Genomic DNA, 16,363 nt, shown 5'->3' with positions numbered 1-16,363 from the left:
GGTTCGGCCTTCGATGGCTCAGACTTTTTTTGGCTGCAACGGCCTCACGTTCTTGACCGTCGCTGTCTCGGCGGGTTCGGGCGGCAGATAGCCCCAGTCCGCGTCGTTCGCTTGCGGGTTTGCATGCGCTTGCGACTGTGGCTGTTGCGGCCTCTCGCCCTCGCGGCGTCGATGCTTCAGCACCGCTTCCGCGATGCTCTCCACATGCTCCACGCCGATCGCGCGTGCTCCGTCGAATGCCGCGAGCGCACGCGCCGCGCGCAGCATCACGAGATCCGCGCGCAGTCCGTCGACCTGCGCCGCGATGCAAAGCTCGCTCACGCGCGCATGGACGGCATCGTCGAAATCGAGACTCGCGAGTTGCGCGCGTGCATCGTGGATGCGCTGCGCGAGCGCCGCCTGCTCGCGCGCATGACGTTCGCGGAATGCCAGGCTGTCGGTATCGAACGCAAGGCGCGCCTTGACGATTTGCTGCCGCACCGACGCATCGAAGCAATTGCCGAGTTCCACCGCGAGGCCGAAGCGGTCGAGCAATTGCGGACGCAGTTCGCCTTCCTCCGGATTCATCGTGCCGATCAGCACGAAGCGCGCTTCATGCCGATGCGAGATGCCATCGCGCTCGACGGTGTTCACGCCGCTCGCGGCCACGTCGAGTAGCTGATCGACGAGCGGATTCGGCAGAAGGTTCACTTCGTCGACATAGAGCACGCCGCGATGCGCCTTCGCGAGCAGACCGGGCGAGAACTTCACGCCGCCATCGCGCAGTGCGCTCTCGATATCGAGCGTGCCGATCAGTTGTTCTTCGCTCGCGCCGAGCGGCAGGGTGACGAACCGGCCTTCGGGCAGCAGTTCGGCAAGGGCGCGCGCCGCAGTGGACTTCGCCGTGCCGCGCGGACCGGTGACGAGCACGCCACCGAGCGCCGGATCGACCGCGGCGAGCAACAGCGCCTCTTGCAACGGCTTCTGGCCGATCAGCGCAGCAAAGGGAAAAACGGAAGATTCGTTCAAGATCATTGGCCTTCGAGTTGCTGTTCCGCTTCGAGCAGATGCCGCTCGACCTGCGCGCGATAGTCGCCGGGGTTTTGCCACAGGCCGCGCTGCATCGCTTCGGTCAGGCGCTCGCAGATCGAATGCAGCGCGTGCGGGTTGTGGCGCTGCATGAACGAACGCGTGTCGGCGTCGTTCACGTAGGCATCGGTGACGAGCGCGTACTGATGATCCGACACCACGCGCGCGGTCGCATCGTAGCCGAACAGATAGTCCACGGTGGCCGCAAGCTCCGACGCGCCCTTGTACCCGTGGCGCTTCACTCCGTCGATCCACTTCGGGTTCACCACGCGCGAGCGGATCACGCGCGCGATCTCCTCGTTCAGTGTGCGAATGCGCGGCGCGGCCGGGTTGCTGTGATCGGCGTTATAGGCCTGTGGCTGTGCGCCCGACAGATGCCGGACCGCCGTGACCATGCCGCCCTGAAACTGGTGATAGTCGTTCGAATCGAGCAGGTCGTGCTCGCGGTTGTCCTGGTTCTGCACGACGACATCGATCCCCGCGAGCCGCGCGCCGAACGTCTCGCGCGCGTCGATGCCGTCGCCGCCCTGCGAGTACGCGTAGCCGCCCGCGCTCTGGAACGCGCGCGACAGGTCGCCGTCGTCCTGCCATTGCTTCGCGTCGATCAGTTCCTGCAGGCCCGCCCCGTACGCGCCCGGCTTCGTGCTGAACACGCGCCAGCCGGCGCGCGCACGCGCCTCTTTCGCATCGATGCCGCGCGCGACCAGTTCGTCGCGCTCGCGCATGATGCGCGCGCGGATGGGGTTGAGGTCTTCGGGTTCGTCGTCGAGTTCGGCGATCGCCTGCACGGCGGCATCGAACAGATGCATGAGATTCGCGAACGCATCGCGGAAGAAACCCGACACGCGCAAGGTCACGTCGATACGCGGACGGTTGAAGATCGTGATCGGCAGGATCTCGAAGTCGGTCACGCGATGACTGCCCGCGGCCCACTTCGGACGAACGCCCATTAGCGCGAGCGCCTGCGCGATGTCGTCGCCGCCGGTGCGCATCGTGGCCGTGCCCCACACGGAGAGACCGACCGCGCGCGGATAGTCGCCGTGATCCTGCAGGTGCCGCTCGATCAGCAGGTTCGCCGACTTGAGGCCGATCGACCAGGCGGCCTGCGTCGGCAGCGCGCGCGTGTCGACGGAGTAGAAGTTGCGGCCGGTCGGCAGCACATCGGGGCGTCCGCGCGATGGTGAGCCGCTCGGGCCCGGTGGCACGAAACGTCCGTCGAGCCCACGACGAAGCTGCGTGAGTTCCTGCGGTCCGCATGCATCGAGACGCGCGAGCAGGTCGCCTTGCAGGCGCTGCAGAACGAGCGATGTCATCGGCCATGCGCCCGGCGCTTGCGAAGCGTCGAGCAGCTTCGTCGCAAGCAGTTCGAGGCGCTCGCGTGTATCGCCGTGATGACGCCACGCCGCCTCCGTCACGTCGAGCAACGCGGCGGGACGCGGCCCGGTCCACGGCGCGGCCCAGTCGGCGTCGAGCGGATCGAACGCGTCGCCGAGTTGCAGGTCGCGTGCGAGCGCGCTCAGGAGACTTGCGTTCGCGCCCTGTCCGTCGCCGACCGGAAAGCGGCCGAGCGCGAGCAGCGTGTCGCGCCGCTGCACACCCTGCGGCGACGCGCCGAACGTATGCAGGCCGTCGCGGATCTGCGCTTCCTTCAATTCGCAGAGATAGGCGTCGGCGCGCGTGAGAAGCGCGTCGTCGTCGGCGGCAGCGAGTCCGAGTTCTTCGTGCAGACGTTGCGCGACGATGCCTTCGAGGATCGTCTTGCGAAGGAGCTTCGCGCGGCGCGGATCGACCATCAGCGCTTCGTAGTATTCGTCGACTTGCCGTTCGAGGTCCTGCAACGGGCCGTAGCTCTCGGCCCGCGTGAGCGGCGGCATCAGATGATCGACGATCACCGCCTGCGCGCGGCGCTTTGCCTGGCTGCCTTCGCCCGGATCGTTGACGATGAACGGATACAGATGCGGCATGGCCCCGAGCGTGAGGTCCGGCCAGCATGAACCGGAGAGCGCCATGCTCTTACCAGGCAGCCATTCGAGATTGCCGTGCTTGCCGACGTGCACGATGGCGTCGGCGGAAAAACGCAGCCGCATCCAGAAATAGAACGCGAGATACGAATGCGGCGGAACGAGGTCGGCGTCGTGATAGCTGGCGTAGTCGCCGCGTTCGCGCGAGCGCGCGGGCTGGATGCCGACGAACACTTCGCCGCAACGCCTTCCCGCGATCATGAAGCGGCCGCGGCGAACGGTCGGGTCCGCTTCGGGCGGCCCCCAGCGTTCGTTCAACTCCTGCTGCACGCTGGCGGGCAGCTTGTGGAACGCATCGAGATAATCGTCGAGCGCAAGGCTTTGCAGCGCGGGACGCAGGTCGCGCACGACCGGATCGTTGGTCACGCCTTCGGTCAGCGAGCGCATGAGCGCATCGCCATCGGCGGGAAGCGGGCCGAGGCGGTAGCCCGCATCGCGCAGCATCGCGAGGATATTGACGACCGACGCCGGCGTATCGAGCCCGACACCGTTGCCGATGCGCCCTTCGGAGAGCGGATAGTTCGCGAGGATCAGCGCGACGCGCTTCTGCGCATTCGCCGTCGATCGCAGACGGCACCAGCGGCGGCTCAGTTCGGCGACGAAGCGCACGCGTTCGTGGTCGGGCTGATAGCGCACGACATCCACCTGCGTATGCTTGCAGTGGTACGCGAGCCCCTTGAAGCTGATCGCGCGCGTGATGATGCGGCCGTCGACTTCGGGCAGCGCGACGTGCATCGCGACATCGCGCGAGTTCAGGCCGTGGTTGTCCTTGAGCCAGTCATCGCGATTGCCGCCGCTCAGGATCACCTGAAGCACCGGCGCATCGCCTGCGAGTTCAAACGGCGCGGGATCGTCGATTACGCCGGCCGCGAACGCCGTCGTATTCAGCACGAGCGACGCGCGATGATCCGCGCACAACTGCTGCATGACTTCGCGGCTCACCGCATCTTTCAGCGATGACATCGCGATCGGCAACGGATTCATGCCCTCGGCTTCGAGCGCATCGACGAGCGCGTCGAACACGGCCGTATTGCCCGATTGCAGATGCGCGCGATAGAACAGTATCGCCACCACGGGCGCGCCTTCGGTCCAGCGCGCGCGCCAGTCGTCGATGGTCGCGACTTCGCGCTCCGGATGATAGAGCGCGACGGCCGGCAGCGCGCTCGGCGCACGCGCTTCGCGGCCCCAGCCGAATGCGCGATGACCGATCGCGCGCAGAAACTCTTCCGCGTTCTGCGCCCCGCCCTCGCGCAGATAGCGCCAGAGTTCGTGGCAGAACGCGGGATCGGCCGTGCTCTTCGCGACGAGGTTCGGGTCTTCCTGCAGGTCGCCGGAGAACATCACGAGCGTCTGCTTCTCACGCTTCGCGAGCGCGACGATGCGTTCGATGCCGTAGGGCCAGTAAGCCTCGCCGCCGAGGTGATCGACGATCACGACGCGCGCATGGCGCAGCACGTCGTCGACGTAAAAGTCCACCGACGCGGGCTGGCGCAGGAACGCCTGGTTCGCGAGCCGCACCGCCGGAAAGCCCGCTTCCAGCCGTGGTACGGCGCTCGCGAGCAGAGAGAGCGTCGTGTCGGCGGAACTCAGCACGACAATCGGCGCGGGCGTCTGCTCGATGCGCATGACGCCCGCCGCGTCATCGACGAATCCGCCCGGCGTCGTGCGCAGCAGATGCATGGCCTTACGCCTGCGCCGGAGCGCGGGACAGCGCAACCGTCAGCGCTTCCTGTAATGCGCGCTGGTCGAGGTCTTCGCCGATCAGCACGAACCGGCTCGCCGCTTCGCCCGCTTGCCAGCGGCGGTCGAAGTAACTGTCGAAGCGCTTGCCGACGCCCTGCACGACGAGCCGCATCGGCGCGCCCGGCAACGCGGCAAAACCCTTCACGCGATAGATCGTATGGGCTTCGACCAGCACCTGCAATGCCGCGACGATCTGTTCGCGCGACTCGACCTGCGCGCTCACGACGACCGAATCGAAGTCGTCGTGATGGTGGTCGGTGTGGCCTTCTTCATCGGGCGAACCGTGGTGATCGTGGCGCAGATGAATCGTGTCTTCCGACGCGGATTGCAGCCCGAGCAGCGCATGCAGGTCGAGCTGCGCCATTTGCGCGGGCACGATCTTCACTTCGGCCGGAATCTCGCCGCGAATCAGCGCTTCGACCTTGGCCTGCTGGGCTTCATCCATGAGATCGGTCTTGTTGAGAATCACGAGATCCGCCGAGGCCAGCTGGTCTTCGAACAACTCGTGCAGCGGCGACTCGTGATCGAGATTCGGATCGGCGCGGCGCTGCGCATCGACGGCTTCAGGGTTGGCCGCGAACTGGCCGCTCGCCGCAGCCGGGCCGTCGACGACCGTCACCACCGCATCGACCGTGAACGCGTTCTTGATCGACGGCCAGTTGAACGCCTGCACGAGCGGCTTCGGCAACGCGAGCCCGGACGTCTCGATCAGCACGTGATCGATCGCATCGCGCCGCTCGACGAGTTGCTCCATGACCGGATAGAACTCTTCCTGCACGGTGCAGCAGAGACACCCGTTCGCAAGCTCATAGAGATTGCGAACGGCCGACGACGCTTCGTCTTCGCACCCGATGCCGCAGCCCTTGAGGATCTCGCCATCGATCCCGAGCTCGCCGAACTCGTTGACGATCACGGCAATGCGCAGACCATTGGCGTGCGAGAGGATATGCCGCATGAGCGTGGTCTTGCCGCTGCCGAGGAAGCCGGTCACGACCGTCACCGGGATTTTGCGCGTTTGCATCCGTTGCTCCGTGAGTGTGCTGCTGCTTGCGCCATGGCGATTCGTGTGGTTCGCGAATCGCCAGGCGTCATGAGGGGTTGAACCGCGCGCCGCATCCCCGCGACGACGATCCGTTCTGTTGTCTGGCCGGTATCCGGGCTGACGAAAACGCCGCTTCACCTTCCCGCGCGCAATGGGCATGACAAACGCGCAGTGGAGCAATGCAGATGCGGCGAACGCACGTGCACCGAAGCCGGCATGGCCGCGCGCGAGGCATCGATACGATGCGCGACGTGCGGCTTTCGCTTACCGTTGCGGGGGCAGCGCAGGTTGGCGACGATCCGTGGCGGACCGGACGCTTCCTGCTTCCCGTTTAACCGCGCGCGAAGAGCAACGCGCGCGAGCACCAGAATGCGAGCAAGTCTAGGCTGCAAGCGCACGAGCGTCAAGAAAGGACGCCCCTTGCAGCGGCCTTCCTGTGTTATCTTTGGCCCGCGTCTGGTGCTCATGCGCGGCTCATCGAGGCCCGCATAGTCAAACGGGAAACAGGAGCACAATAGCTTTTGCCAAGTGCCAATCTGTGCTGTCCCCGCAACGGTACGCGACCGGCGGCTCAACCTGCCGCGCATTCTTTTCACGGCCACTGCGAGGCAACGAGCGGGAAGGCGAACGAAGTGAGGTCGCAAGCCCGGATACCGGCCAGCGCAAGTGGCAGGCAACGTGTGCATCGCACCGCTGCCTTGGCCGAACGCCCGCGTCCGCGAGGGACGGATCCGCGGTGCGCAGTGCATCCCAGACGCATCACATGAATCCAGCTATCGCGCGCGAACGTGCGGAACCTGCATGGCGCCATCGCCCGAACCGGCGAGGTGTCGCATGACCGCGCCGCAAGGCCGCGTCGACCTGATCGGCGCAGGCCCCGGCGACGTCGAACTGATGACGCTCAAGGCCGTCAGGGCACTGTCGGAGGCCGACGTCGTGCTCGTCGACGATCTCGTCAACCCCGACGTGCTCGCGTTCGCCCGCACCGATGCGCTCATCACCTACGTAGGCAAGCGCGGCGGCCAGCCTTCGACACCGCAGCCCGTGATCCTCGAACTCATGCTCGCACACGTGCATGCGGGACGCCGCGTCGCGCGGCTAAAAGGTGGCGATCCGTTCGTGTTCGGGCGCGGCGGCGAAGAGATGCAGGCGCTCGCCGCCGAGGGCGTGCAGGTCGGCGTGATCCACGGTATCACCGCGGGCATCGCCGCGCCGGCCGCCATCGGCATTCCGGTCACGCATCGCGATCATGCAATGGGCGTCGTGTTCGTCACGGGCCACGGTGCGAGCAAGGACGCGAGCGGCGACGGCAACCGGGAGCCTGACTGGGCCGCGCTCGCCGCAACAAAGATGACGCTCGTCATCTATATGGGCATGCGGCGACTCCCCGACATCGTTGCCGCGCTGATCGGCGCCGGCCTCGACCCGCGCACGCCCGCCGCCGCCATCGAAGCCGCCACGCGTCCCGAGCAGCGCCATCTGCTTGCACCGCTCGAGAGCCTGCCCGATGCCGTAAAAGCGGCCGCGCTCGGGGCGCCCGCCATCGTCGTGATCGGGTCCGTTGCGGGGCTTGGCATCGCAAGCGCGCTCGGTGCAATGGCAGGCACGTCATGACGACGCTTTCGATCGTGCTCGGCATCGGCTGCAGGCGCGGCGTGAGCGTCGAGGAAATCGAAGCCGCCGTGCAGAGCGCACTCAACGCACTCGATACGCCCGGCGCGCGTTCGCTCGCCCGCGTGCGCGTAGTCGCGAGCATCGAAGGCAAGTCGGACGAGGCCGCGCTGCTCGCGTTCTGCGAGCGCCATCACCTGACGCTGCAGCTTTTCACGGCGCAGCAGATCGAGGGCGTCGACACGCACGCACCGGCGTCCGCGCAGGTCCGCAAGCATCTGGGCGTCGGTGGTGTTTGCGAACCCTGCGCGCTGCTGGCGTCGCACGAGGGACGCATCGTCGTGCCGAAGACGATCGTCGACGATGTGACTGTCGCCATCGCCGCAGATCACTCAATTCATTATTCAAAGAGCCACGCATGAAAACCGATACCGAATCGCACCTGCGCATGACGCAGCGTCGCAAGGAAGGCCATGAGAAAAAGCAGGCCGCCGCCGATCACGAGAAGGGCCTGCTGATCGTCAACACCGGCAACGGCAAGGGCAAGACGACGGCCGCGTTCGGCATGGCCGTGCGCGTGCTCGGCCACGGCATGAAGCTCGGCGTCGTGCAGTTCATCAAGGGCGCGCTGCATACGTCCGAACGCGATTTCCTCGGTGCGATCGCGAACTGCGATTTCGTCACGATGGGCGACGGCTACACCTGGAACACGCAAAACCGCGAGGCGGACATCGCCACCGCGAGGAAGGGCTGGGACGCCGCGTGCAACATGATCAAGAGCGGCGAGTATCAGATGGTCGTCCTCGACGAACTCAACGCCGTGCTCAAGTACGAATACCTGCCGCTCGACGAAGTGCTCGGCGTGCTGAACGCGCGGCCCGCCACGCTCCATGTGGTCGTCACCGGCCGCCATGCGCCCGATGCGCTGATCGAAGCCGCCGATCTCGTCACCGAGATGCGGCTCGTCAAGCATCCGTATCGCGAGCAGGGCGTGAAGGCGCAACGCGGCGTCGAGTACTGAAGGCTATCGATCCGATGCACACCTGCCCCGCCCTTTTTATCAGCGCGCCCGCATCGCACCAGGGCAAGACGACGGTCACCGCAGCGCTCGCGCGGCATCACACGCGGCAAGGCCTGCGCGTGCGCGTGTTCAAGACGGGTCCCGACTTCCTCGACCCGATGATTCTCGAACGCGCGTCGGGGTCGCCCGTCTACTCGCTGCATCTCTGGATGGTGGGGATCGACGCGTGCCGTGCCCTGCTTGCCCGGGCCGCGCGCGATGCCGACCTGATCCTGATCGAAGGCGTGATGGGTCTCTTCGACGGCACGCCGAGCAGCGCGGATCTCGCCATCGCGTTCGGCGTGCCGGTGCTCGCCGTGATCGGCGCGCACGGCATGGCGCAGACCTTTGGCGCGGTCGCGTTCGGGCTCGCGCGCTATCGTCCCGAGTTGCCGTTTCATGGCGTGCTCGCGAACAAGGTGGCGTCCGCGCGGCATGCGCAGATGGTCGGCGAGGCGTTGCCCGAAGGCCTGCGCTATTGCGGGCATCTGTCGAATGCCGCCGACATCGCGCTGCCCGACCGCCATCTCGGTCTGACGCAGGCGGCGGAAATCGCCGATCTGGACGCGCGTCTCGATCGTGCAGCCGATGCCATCGGCGAGACAGCACTCCGCGAACTGCCGCCCGCGATCGCATTCGAGGACCAGGCGCTGGACGACCCACCGCGTCTTCTCGACGGCATGCGCATCGCCATCGCACGCGATGCCGCGTTCTCGTTCATCTATCCCGCGAACCTCGACCTGCTTCGCGCGATGGGCGCACGTATCGAAGCGTTCTCGCCGCTCGCCGACGAACCCGTGCCCGACGATGCCGACGCGCTCTATCTGCCCGGCGGCTATCCCGAACTGCACGCGGCGACGCTCGCGCGCAATACACGGACGGCGGCCTCGATCAGGATGCACACGCAGCGCGGAAGGAACGTTGTCGCCGAATGCGGCGGCATGCTTTATCTGCTCGACGCGCTGAAGACCATCGACGGCACGCAGCACGCGATGCTCGGCCTGCTTCCCGGCGAAGCCGCGATGCAGCCGCGCCTCTCAAGGCTCGCGATGCAGCGCATCGAAACATCGCACGGCACGCTGACCGGCCACACGTTCCACTACTCGAGCGTCGCCACGCCGATGCAGCCGCGTCTCACCGCGACGCACGCGACCACCGGCGCGGCAGGCGAAGCCCTGTACCGGCACGGACCGGTCACGGCGACCTACATGCACGCTTACTGGCCGTCGAATCCGGCTGCCGCTGCCGCGCTCTTTCGCGGCGAACCGCTATGACAATGACGACTGCAACGATCGCCGAAAAAGAACCGCCGCTCGAACTCGCCTTCACGATCGAGCGCGCGAAATCGCAGCAGCCCATCGGATCGCCGTGCACGAACGTGTGCCGCCTCGATCAGGCAACGGGCCTCTGCGAAGGCTGCTTCAGGGATCGCGCGGAAATCAAGGCGTGGAAGACGATGGACGATACGGCGAAGCTCGCGCTCTTCGATACGCTCGTAGCGCGGCATGAAAAAAGGCGGCTCGCAGAGGAGCCGCCTTTCGCCTCGGCCGAGCCGCAGAACGAGAGCTAGGCGTGCGCCACGCGCCGCACCGGGGCGCGTTCCAGCTCGCGCGCGGCAAGCGGGCCGAAGACGAGCCCGAGCGTGGTCCAGAGCAGCGCCTGAATGCCGACCGCCGCGATGCGGAAATTCCACAGCAGCGAAGCCGAGAAGTCCGCCGGGACTTCATCAATGGAAGGCAGCCCGAACTGCGCGATCGCGATCACGACGATATACGCGGCGCCCGCGATCAAAGTGGCGTTCCATTCGCCGTGCTGCCCGCGCATGCGCCTTTGCAGATACACCGCGAGCACCGTCGAAGCGATCGAGATCGCAACCATCCCGAAGAAGAGCGCCGTGCGCGGGCCGATCGTCTCCGGATTGCCGACCGCCGGCGGATTCGGCGGGTACTTGATGAACGGCACGATCGCGATGCTCACGAAGCCGAAGAGCGCAAGCAACGCCGACGTGCCGCGTGTGCGCAAGGCGCCGAGGCGTCCATACGCGAATGCAAAGACGAGCGAGAACAGCCCGCCGAGCGCCGTGCCGAACACCGCGACGCCCGTGAGCAGCCCGAGTCCTGCCTGCGTGCCGCGACTCACGAGTTCCTCTTCGTCGCCGTGGTCGTGGGATGCGGCCGCCTGCCCCGGCTGCGAGCCGGCTGCTGCATGATCGTGCGAATGTCCGGCGTTCTCCTCCGCGTGCTCATGCTGCGCCTCGAACGCGATTGCGCGTGCGACCGACGGCTCGCCGAACGTCCTCGCGAACCCGAAGCCGACGAGGCCCGCGACCAGTCCCGCGATCATGCCGCGTATCAACAGATTGCGAATCATCGTGCGTCCTCAGTGACAGGGAAAGCCGAGCAGATGGCGCCCGTCGTGGACGAATTCGTGGATGTAGGTGCCCGAGAAAATCGATGTCGCGCCCTGCTCCGCGCCGACGAAGTAGATCGCGATCAGCAGGATGAGGCCGATGAAGATGGCCCAGGGAAGCACTTCACGCACCGGAATGGGTATCGGTGCATCGTTTGCGGGCGAAACTGCGGCGCCGCCATGGGCGGAAGCTGCGAGAGGATTCATGTCGTTCTCCAGGGAATGCACGTCCCGACAGATGAAGATGAAGGAAGGATGCAGCGGGGGTCTGACTCGCGCGCGCGCCGCATCGGCACACACGCTCACAGTGGCGCGACCGTGCCGGGTTTTCACCGACTTCCTCGCACTGCAAGCTTGCCATTCTAGGAGGATCGACGGCAAAGTAAAGCATCTACCAAGGATTCACGCGATGAACACCGAATTGATCCTGCTATGCCACGCAGCGACACACGCGATGAAGGCAGGCATCTTCCCCTCGCGCGACGACCCGATCGATCCGGCCGATTGCGCCGGCCTAGCCGACCGGCTTGGGACGGGCGGACGGCGCGTCGTCACGAGCCCGGCGCGGGCGGCGCGGGAAACGGCGGCGTCGCTCGCAGTGGACGCGAAGGTTGATCCGTCATTCGACGATCTCGACTATGGCCGATGGCACGGTCGTTCGATTCGGGATGTGCACGAAGAAGATCCGCGGGGACTCGCGGCGTGGCTGTCCGATCCCGCGAGCGCGCCGCATGGCGGTGAAAGCATCGAGCATCTCGCGACACGCGTGATGGCCGGGCTCGATCGTTATGCGCGACGCGAGCCGCATGTAATCGTCACGCATGCGATCGTGATCAAGATCATGCTCGCGCGCGTGCTGGACGCGCCGCTCGCGTCGGTCTACGCGATGGACCTGGAGCCGCTCGCGCCGGTCACGATCGTCGGCGGGGACGCGCACTGGCGCCTGCGCGTACGGGCGTGCTGAGCGCGATTAGCCGAGCAAACCGCGCGTTTGTTACCAGCGCATGGAAAATAGCTACGCCTTGGCGCCGCGTGCCATGCGTTGCAGCGTCGACGAATCGATCGCGCCCGCGCAGATGCGCACCGCCTCGGACAGCGTGCGCGGCCGGCCCGAGCCGAATTGCGCTTCCAGCATTGCGACGGCGCGCAGGCGCTCGTCGTTGCCGAGCTTTTCTCCGGTCGCCAGTTCCAGCACTGAGATGAAGTAAGCGGCGGGCGGTGTCGCGCGGTCCGCGCTCGCCGTCGTGGCGTCCCATGAAGCGGCGCGCGACGGCGCCCAATTGTCTTGTCGACTGTTCATTGTCCAATCCGGTTTAAAGCAACTGGGTTCGGAAGTGAGCAAGGAGCATTCCAGGCGACGAATGTCTTAACGACCGTGACGGCGCTCACCGTTTCGACAACACGTCTCGCGCGACGCGGCATGCGGCGAGGTCCCACGCGGCGCAACCCACTGTCTTGAGCAACAGCGGCCGTGCGCCGCGCGCCGCTGCCCGAGCGTCGTCACGAAGCACGCTGGCGAGCGGCTGCACGAGGTCCCAGTCGATGCCCGCCTGGATCAGGTCGCCTGCTTCGTGGCGGGCGCCGGCGGGATCGTCGACGAAGACGTCGCTTGCCAGAACCGTCGACGCCGCGATTTCCGCCGCGTCGGGCGTGAACGCGCCTACGCCGATGACGAGCCGCCCCGGCCGCGCCGCGAGCGTGTAGACCGGCGTCTTGCTGGTCGTCGTCGTGATGACGACGTCGACGGAATCGGGAATGTCGCCCGCGAGCGGCGCCAGGTTCGCGGACAAATCCCCGTGCGCGGCGCAAAACGCCTCGGCGCGCCCAGGCTGCGAGCCCGCGATCGAGATGCGCGCCGCCGGAAAGAGGCGCGCCAGCGCTTCGACGTGATGGATCGCCTGCTTGCCGGTGCCGATCACCAGCACCTCGCCGGGGGCGGGGTCGAAAAGGCTGCGGATGCCGAGCATCGTCACCGCGGCGGTGCGGCGGCCGGTCACCGTGGGGCCGTCGAGCATGAATTGCGGCACACCCGTCGATGCGTCGAAGGCCGTGACCTGGCCGTGGATCGTCGGCAGGCCGAGCGCGCGGTTGCGCGGGCACACGTTCACGAGCTTGTGCATCGCAAGATCAAGCGCGCTTGCGGGCATCGAAAGCATCACCGCGCCCTCGGCGAGCGGCACCACCATGCGCTCGGGGCTCGCGATGCGGCCTTCGGCGTACTCGAGCATCGTGACTTCGAGCGTCGCGACGAGGTGGTCGAAGGGCAAAAGCCGGGCGGTTTCGGTTTCGTCGAATACGGGAATGGCGGTGGGCTTCGTGTCGGTCATCGTGAGGGTCGCTCGTGCTGGATACGGAACGGCCCATTCTACCGATCGACGCGGCGCCCGACGCCGCGGTGGCGCATCGGGAAGGTTCGCATGCGATGCTGCCTGCGTCGAAGTACGATGCTGCTTAGTCGCGCAGAGCGCGTCGAAATTGCATCGACCCCAATAGGGCGCGCGTCACACGCCTGACACCGTCGACCGGGATAATCGGCCGTCCCCGCGGGATCGCAAGCCGGATCGCGCCGCGCGCCAGCACATCAACGGAGCCCATCATGATTTCGCAAGACAGGCAGCGCCGCTTCGAAGCGGACCTGATCGACAGCTACGACGAAGAACTCGAGATGGAACTGGACGATCGCCTGCTCGACGGCGACAGCGCGCTCACCGAGGAATCGCGCGCATTGCGCAAGCTCTATTTCCGCGAGCTGTTCCGGCTGCAGGGTGAACTCGTCAAGTTGCAGGACTGGGTGGTGAATACGGGGCACCGGCTCGTCGTGATCTTCGAAGGGCGGGATGCCGCCGGCAAGGGCGGCGCGATCAAGCGCATCACGCAGCGGCTCAATCCGCGGGTGTGCCGCGTGGCCGCCCTGCCCGCGCCGAACAATCGCGAGCGCACTCAGTGGTATTTCCAGCGTTACGTGTCGCAACTGCCGGCGGGCGGCGAGATCGTGCTGTTCGACCGGAGCTGGTACAACCGCGCGGGCGTCGAGCGCGTGATGAATTTCTGCAGCGACGAAGAGTATGAGGAATTCTTCCGCTCGGTGCCCGAGTTCGAGAAGATGCTGGTGCGAAGCGGCATCCAGATCATCAAGTACTGGTTCTCGATCACCGACGACGAGCAGGAGGTGCGCTTTCAGGCGCGCATCGAGGATCCGCTGAAACAGTGGAAGTTGAGCCCGATGGATCTGGAGAGCCGTCGGCGCTGGGAGGCTTATACGGTGGCGAAGGAGATCATGCTGCAGCGCTCGCACATTCCGGAGGCGCCGTGGTGGGTGGTACAGGCGGTAGACAAGAAGCGCGCGCGGCTCAACTGCATGAGCCATCTGCTCGCCCAGGTGCCGTATCACGAGATCGAGCATCCCGCGATCGACCTGCCGGCACGCGTGTACAACGACGATTATCTGCGGCAGCCGGTGCCCGAGAGCATGATAGTGCCGGAAGTTTATTGATTGACCGGGCGCGTGCGCGGCTTCAGCAGTGGCAGTGACCGCAGATCGCGCGGGCTTCGCTGCGGCCCGCGCGCGGCCTGAAGACCGCCTTGAACACATACTGCGAACTCTTTGCGACGACGACCAGCGTGACCTGCGCGAGGTTGAAGTCGAGCGTCACCATCAGGCGCATGAGCACGAGCATCGGCAGGACGACGGCCGGTTGATACAGTTGTCTTTCGATCAAGGCTCTCATTGCAAGCTCCTATTCCATGATTTGAATTCTACGGAGCGTGCACTGCCGGATAAAGGTTCCGAAGGTGAAGACATATGTTCGTATTCGCGAACAATTCGGGCACTGGCGCGCGGAGCGAGGTTCGACACCCGCTCCGCGCGCCCGCCGATCACCGCTGGGCCAGCGAGGGCTCCACAACCGGCGTGGGCATCGCATCGCCCCACCCGCCGCCAAGCGCGCGAATGAGATTCACGGTGGCAATCGCCTGCGTTCCGGAAAGCTGCACGGCAATCCGCTGCGACTGCAAGACCGTCCGCTCCGCATCGATCACATCGAGATAATTCACCGCGCCTTCGTTGTACTGCGTGCGTGACAACTGCGCCGCGCGCGCCGACGACTTCACTGCATCCGCCTGCGTTCCCGTCTGCCCTTCGAGGATGCGCAGGTCCGACAGGTTGTCCTCGACCTCCTGGAACGCGACCAGCACCTGCTGCCGGTAATTCGCCACATCCTCCTCGTACACGGCGCGCGCGTTCGCCAGGTTGCCCTTGCGACGGCCGCCATCGAAGATGGGCATCGACAGTGCCGTGCCGACGAGCGGTCCGAGCAGGAACGTGCGGCTCGACCACTGGAACAGGTCGCCGAGCGTCGCCGACTCGAAACCGCCCGCACCCGTCAGCGTCAGCGACGGAAAGAACGCCGCCTTCGCCACGCCGATCCGCGAATTCGCCGCCGCCATCGCGCGCTCGGCCGCTGCGATATCCGGCCGGCGCTCCAGCAACGATGAAGGCAGCCCCGGCGGCACGCGAATCTCGACAGGCTTCAAAGGGTTCGCCGCCATCGAGAACTGCGCGGGCGCCTTGCCGAGCAGGACCGCGAGACCGTGCTCGGACGCCGCCCGCAACCGCTGGACCGTCATCGCATCGGAACGCGCTGTCGCGAGTTCGGACTTCGCACGCGCCACGTCGAGTTCGCTGATATCGCCTTCGGTGAAGCGCCGCTGCACCAGCTTCAGCGCCTCTTCACGCAAGGTCACCGTGCGCGTGAACACGTCCATCTCGGCATCGAGTTCGCGCAGGTTGAAGTAGTTCTGCGCGACGTCCGCCTGCAGCGCCAGTTGCACCGAGCGGAACAGCGCCTCGCTCTGCTGCGTGTCGGCCTTCGCGGCATCGACGGTCGATGCCACGCGGCCAAACAGATCCACTTCGTACGACGCGCTCGCCTGCGCGCGCCACAACGTCTGCGGGGACACGTTCACGTTTTGCGGCTGCAACTGCGATGCCGGCGAAAGCTTCTCGCGCGTCGGGCCGAAGCCCGCGTCGATGGTCGGGAAGAGTCCCGCGCGCGCCGTCTGGTTGATCGCACGCGCTTCCTTCACGCGCGCGGCCGCGGCCTTCAGGTTCTGGTTCGCGTCGGCAGCCTGGTGCTCCAGGTCGTTGAGCGTCGCGTCGCCGAAGATCGTCCACCATTCGCCGCGCATCACTTCTTCCGACGGCTCCGCGGTCTTCCACGTGCCGGCTTCGGCGGGCGAGATCTTGTCAGCGGACGCTGTCGTCTCGACCGGCGTTTCCTTGAACGCGGACGGCGCGTTCACATCGGGCTTCTCGTAGTTCGGCGCGAGCGAGCAGCCCGCGACCACCAGCAGCGACGCCAGAAGCCCCGACAACCCCAGCCATCGTCTGGATAACGACTTGTTCATCAT

General features: G+C 66.2%; 16 protein-coding genes and 3 riboswitches. Of the genes, 7 read left to right on the top strand and 9 right to left on the bottom strand.

The window, feature by feature from the left end:
* Window positions 1-18: 18 nt before the first annotated feature.
* Genes AWB81_RS19110 through cobW form a run of 3 tightly spaced genes read right to left on the bottom strand, consistent with a single transcriptional unit; the run spans window position 19 to window position 5,853 of the window.
* Window positions 19-1,014, bottom strand: coding sequence for a magnesium chelatase ATPase subunit I (locus tag AWB81_RS19110; protein ID WP_062638127.1), 996 nt, complete (start codon window positions 1,012-1,014; stop codon window positions 19-21).
* Complete coding sequence (cobN, locus tag AWB81_RS19105) at window positions 1,011-4,769, bottom strand: cobaltochelatase subunit CobN (protein ID WP_062638126.1); 3,759 nt, start codon at window positions 4,767-4,769, stop codon at window positions 1,011-1,013. The genes AWB81_RS19110 and cobN overlap by 4 nt, the downstream gene beginning before the upstream one ends.
* A gap of 4 nt (window positions 4,770-4,773) precedes the next feature.
* The gene (gene cobW / locus AWB81_RS19100; protein ID WP_062638125.1) at window positions 4,774-5,853 is read right to left on the bottom strand and encodes a cobalamin biosynthesis protein CobW; all 1,080 of its coding nucleotides are present in this window, start codon (window positions 5,851-5,853) and stop codon (window positions 4,774-4,776) included.
* A 107-nt stretch (window positions 5,854-5,960) separates the two neighbouring features.
* Window positions 5,961-6,258, bottom strand: a riboswitch (cobalamin riboswitch).
* 55 nt (window positions 6,259-6,313) lie between these two features.
* Window positions 6,314-6,550, top strand: a riboswitch (cobalamin riboswitch).
* Between the two features lie 158 nt (window positions 6,551-6,708).
* Between cobW and cobA the strand changes: the two genes are divergently transcribed.
* Genes cobA through AWB81_RS19075 form a run of 5 tightly spaced genes read left to right on the top strand, consistent with a single transcriptional unit; the run spans window position 6,709 to window position 10,115 of the window.
* The gene (gene cobA / locus AWB81_RS19095; protein ID WP_062638124.1) at window positions 6,709-7,488 is read left to right on the top strand and encodes a uroporphyrinogen-III C-methyltransferase; all 780 of its coding nucleotides are present in this window, start codon (window positions 6,709-6,711) and stop codon (window positions 7,486-7,488) included.
* Complete coding sequence (locus AWB81_RS19090; RefSeq protein WP_062638123.1) at window positions 7,485-7,907, top strand: cobalamin biosynthesis protein; 423 nt, start codon at window positions 7,485-7,487, stop codon at window positions 7,905-7,907. Before cobA ends, AWB81_RS19090 begins: the two co-directional genes overlap by 4 nt.
* Entirely contained in the window at window positions 7,904-8,506 is a 603-nt protein-coding gene (cobO, locus tag AWB81_RS19085; RefSeq protein ID WP_062638122.1) for a cob(I)yrinic acid a,c-diamide adenosyltransferase, read from the top strand. The genes AWB81_RS19090 and cobO overlap by 4 nt, the downstream gene beginning before the upstream one ends.
* A 14-nt stretch (window positions 8,507-8,520) precedes the next feature.
* Window positions 8,521-9,819: a cobyrinic acid a,c-diamide synthase CobB gene (locus AWB81_RS19080; protein ID WP_062638121.1), complete on the top strand. Its 1,299-nt coding sequence runs from the start codon at window positions 8,521-8,523 to the stop codon at window positions 9,817-9,819.
* A 2-nt stretch (window positions 9,820-9,821) separates the two neighbouring features.
* Window positions 9,822-10,115 carry a DUF1289 domain-containing protein gene (locus tag AWB81_RS19075; protein ID WP_087135063.1) on the top strand — a complete coding sequence of 98 codons (294 nt, stop codon included), beginning with the start codon at window positions 9,822-9,824 and terminating at the stop codon, window positions 10,113-10,115.
* Here the strand turns inward: AWB81_RS19075 and AWB81_RS19070 are convergent.
* Entirely contained in the window at window positions 10,112-10,915 is an 804-nt protein-coding gene (locus AWB81_RS19070) for a CbtA family protein (RefSeq protein WP_062638120.1), read from the bottom strand. The two genes, AWB81_RS19075 and AWB81_RS19070, sit on opposite strands and share 4 nt — an antisense overlap.
* Window positions 10,916-10,924: 9 nt before the next feature.
* Complete coding sequence (locus AWB81_RS19065; RefSeq protein WP_062638119.1) at window positions 10,925-11,161, bottom strand: CbtB domain-containing protein; 237 nt, start codon at window positions 11,159-11,161, stop codon at window positions 10,925-10,927.
* A 35-nt stretch (window positions 11,162-11,196) separates the two neighbouring features.
* A riboswitch (cobalamin riboswitch) is annotated at window positions 11,197-11,320 on the bottom strand.
* A gap of 43 nt (window positions 11,321-11,363) precedes the next feature.
* On the opposite strand from AWB81_RS19065, the gene AWB81_RS19060 reads away from it, so the two are divergent.
* Window positions 11,364-11,918: a histidine phosphatase family protein gene (locus AWB81_RS19060; RefSeq protein ID WP_062638118.1), complete on the top strand. Its 555-nt coding sequence runs from the start codon at window positions 11,364-11,366 to the stop codon at window positions 11,916-11,918.
* Window positions 11,919-11,969: 51 nt separating this feature from the next.
* On the opposite strand, the gene AWB81_RS19055 is transcribed toward AWB81_RS19060, so the two are convergent.
* Together AWB81_RS19055 and lhpI are read right to left on the bottom strand one after the other, a co-directional pair.
* Window positions 11,970-12,254, bottom strand: coding sequence for a hypothetical protein (locus AWB81_RS19055; protein WP_235025837.1), 285 nt, complete (start codon window positions 12,252-12,254; stop codon window positions 11,970-11,972).
* Window positions 12,255-12,339: 85 nt separating this feature from the next.
* Complete coding sequence (gene lhpI / locus AWB81_RS19050; RefSeq protein ID WP_062638117.1) at window positions 12,340-13,281, bottom strand: bifunctional Delta(1)-pyrroline-2-carboxylate/Delta(1)-piperideine-2-carboxylate reductase; 942 nt, start codon at window positions 13,279-13,281, stop codon at window positions 12,340-12,342.
* 269 nt (window positions 13,282-13,550) lie between these two features.
* Between lhpI and ppk2 the strand changes: the two genes are divergently transcribed.
* The gene (gene ppk2, locus AWB81_RS19045) at window positions 13,551-14,447 is read left to right on the top strand and encodes a polyphosphate kinase 2 (RefSeq protein ID WP_062638116.1); all 897 of its coding nucleotides are present in this window, start codon (window positions 13,551-13,553) and stop codon (window positions 14,445-14,447) included.
* Between the two features lie 22 nt (window positions 14,448-14,469).
* Here the strand turns inward: ppk2 and AWB81_RS19040 are convergent, their stop codons facing one another.
* A complete protein-coding gene (locus AWB81_RS19040; RefSeq protein WP_062638115.1) occupies window positions 14,470-14,682 on the bottom strand; it encodes a hypothetical protein in 213 nt (70 codons plus the stop codon).
* A gap of 148 nt (window positions 14,683-14,830) precedes the next feature.
* Window positions 14,831-16,360 (bottom strand): efflux transporter outer membrane subunit, encoded by a 1,530-nt coding sequence (locus tag AWB81_RS19035; protein ID WP_062638147.1) that lies wholly within the window; start codon window positions 16,358-16,360, stop codon window positions 14,831-14,833.
* Window positions 16,361-16,363: the final 3 nt, after the last annotated feature.

Source organism: Caballeronia arationis (genome assembly GCF_001544975.2).
In the GTDB taxonomy this organism is placed as follows: domain Bacteria; phylum Pseudomonadota; class Gammaproteobacteria; order Burkholderiales; family Burkholderiaceae; genus Caballeronia; species Caballeronia arationis.
The sequence above is the reverse complement of the archived record's forward strand: the minus strand, read 5'-3'. Positions and strand labels throughout refer to the sequence as shown.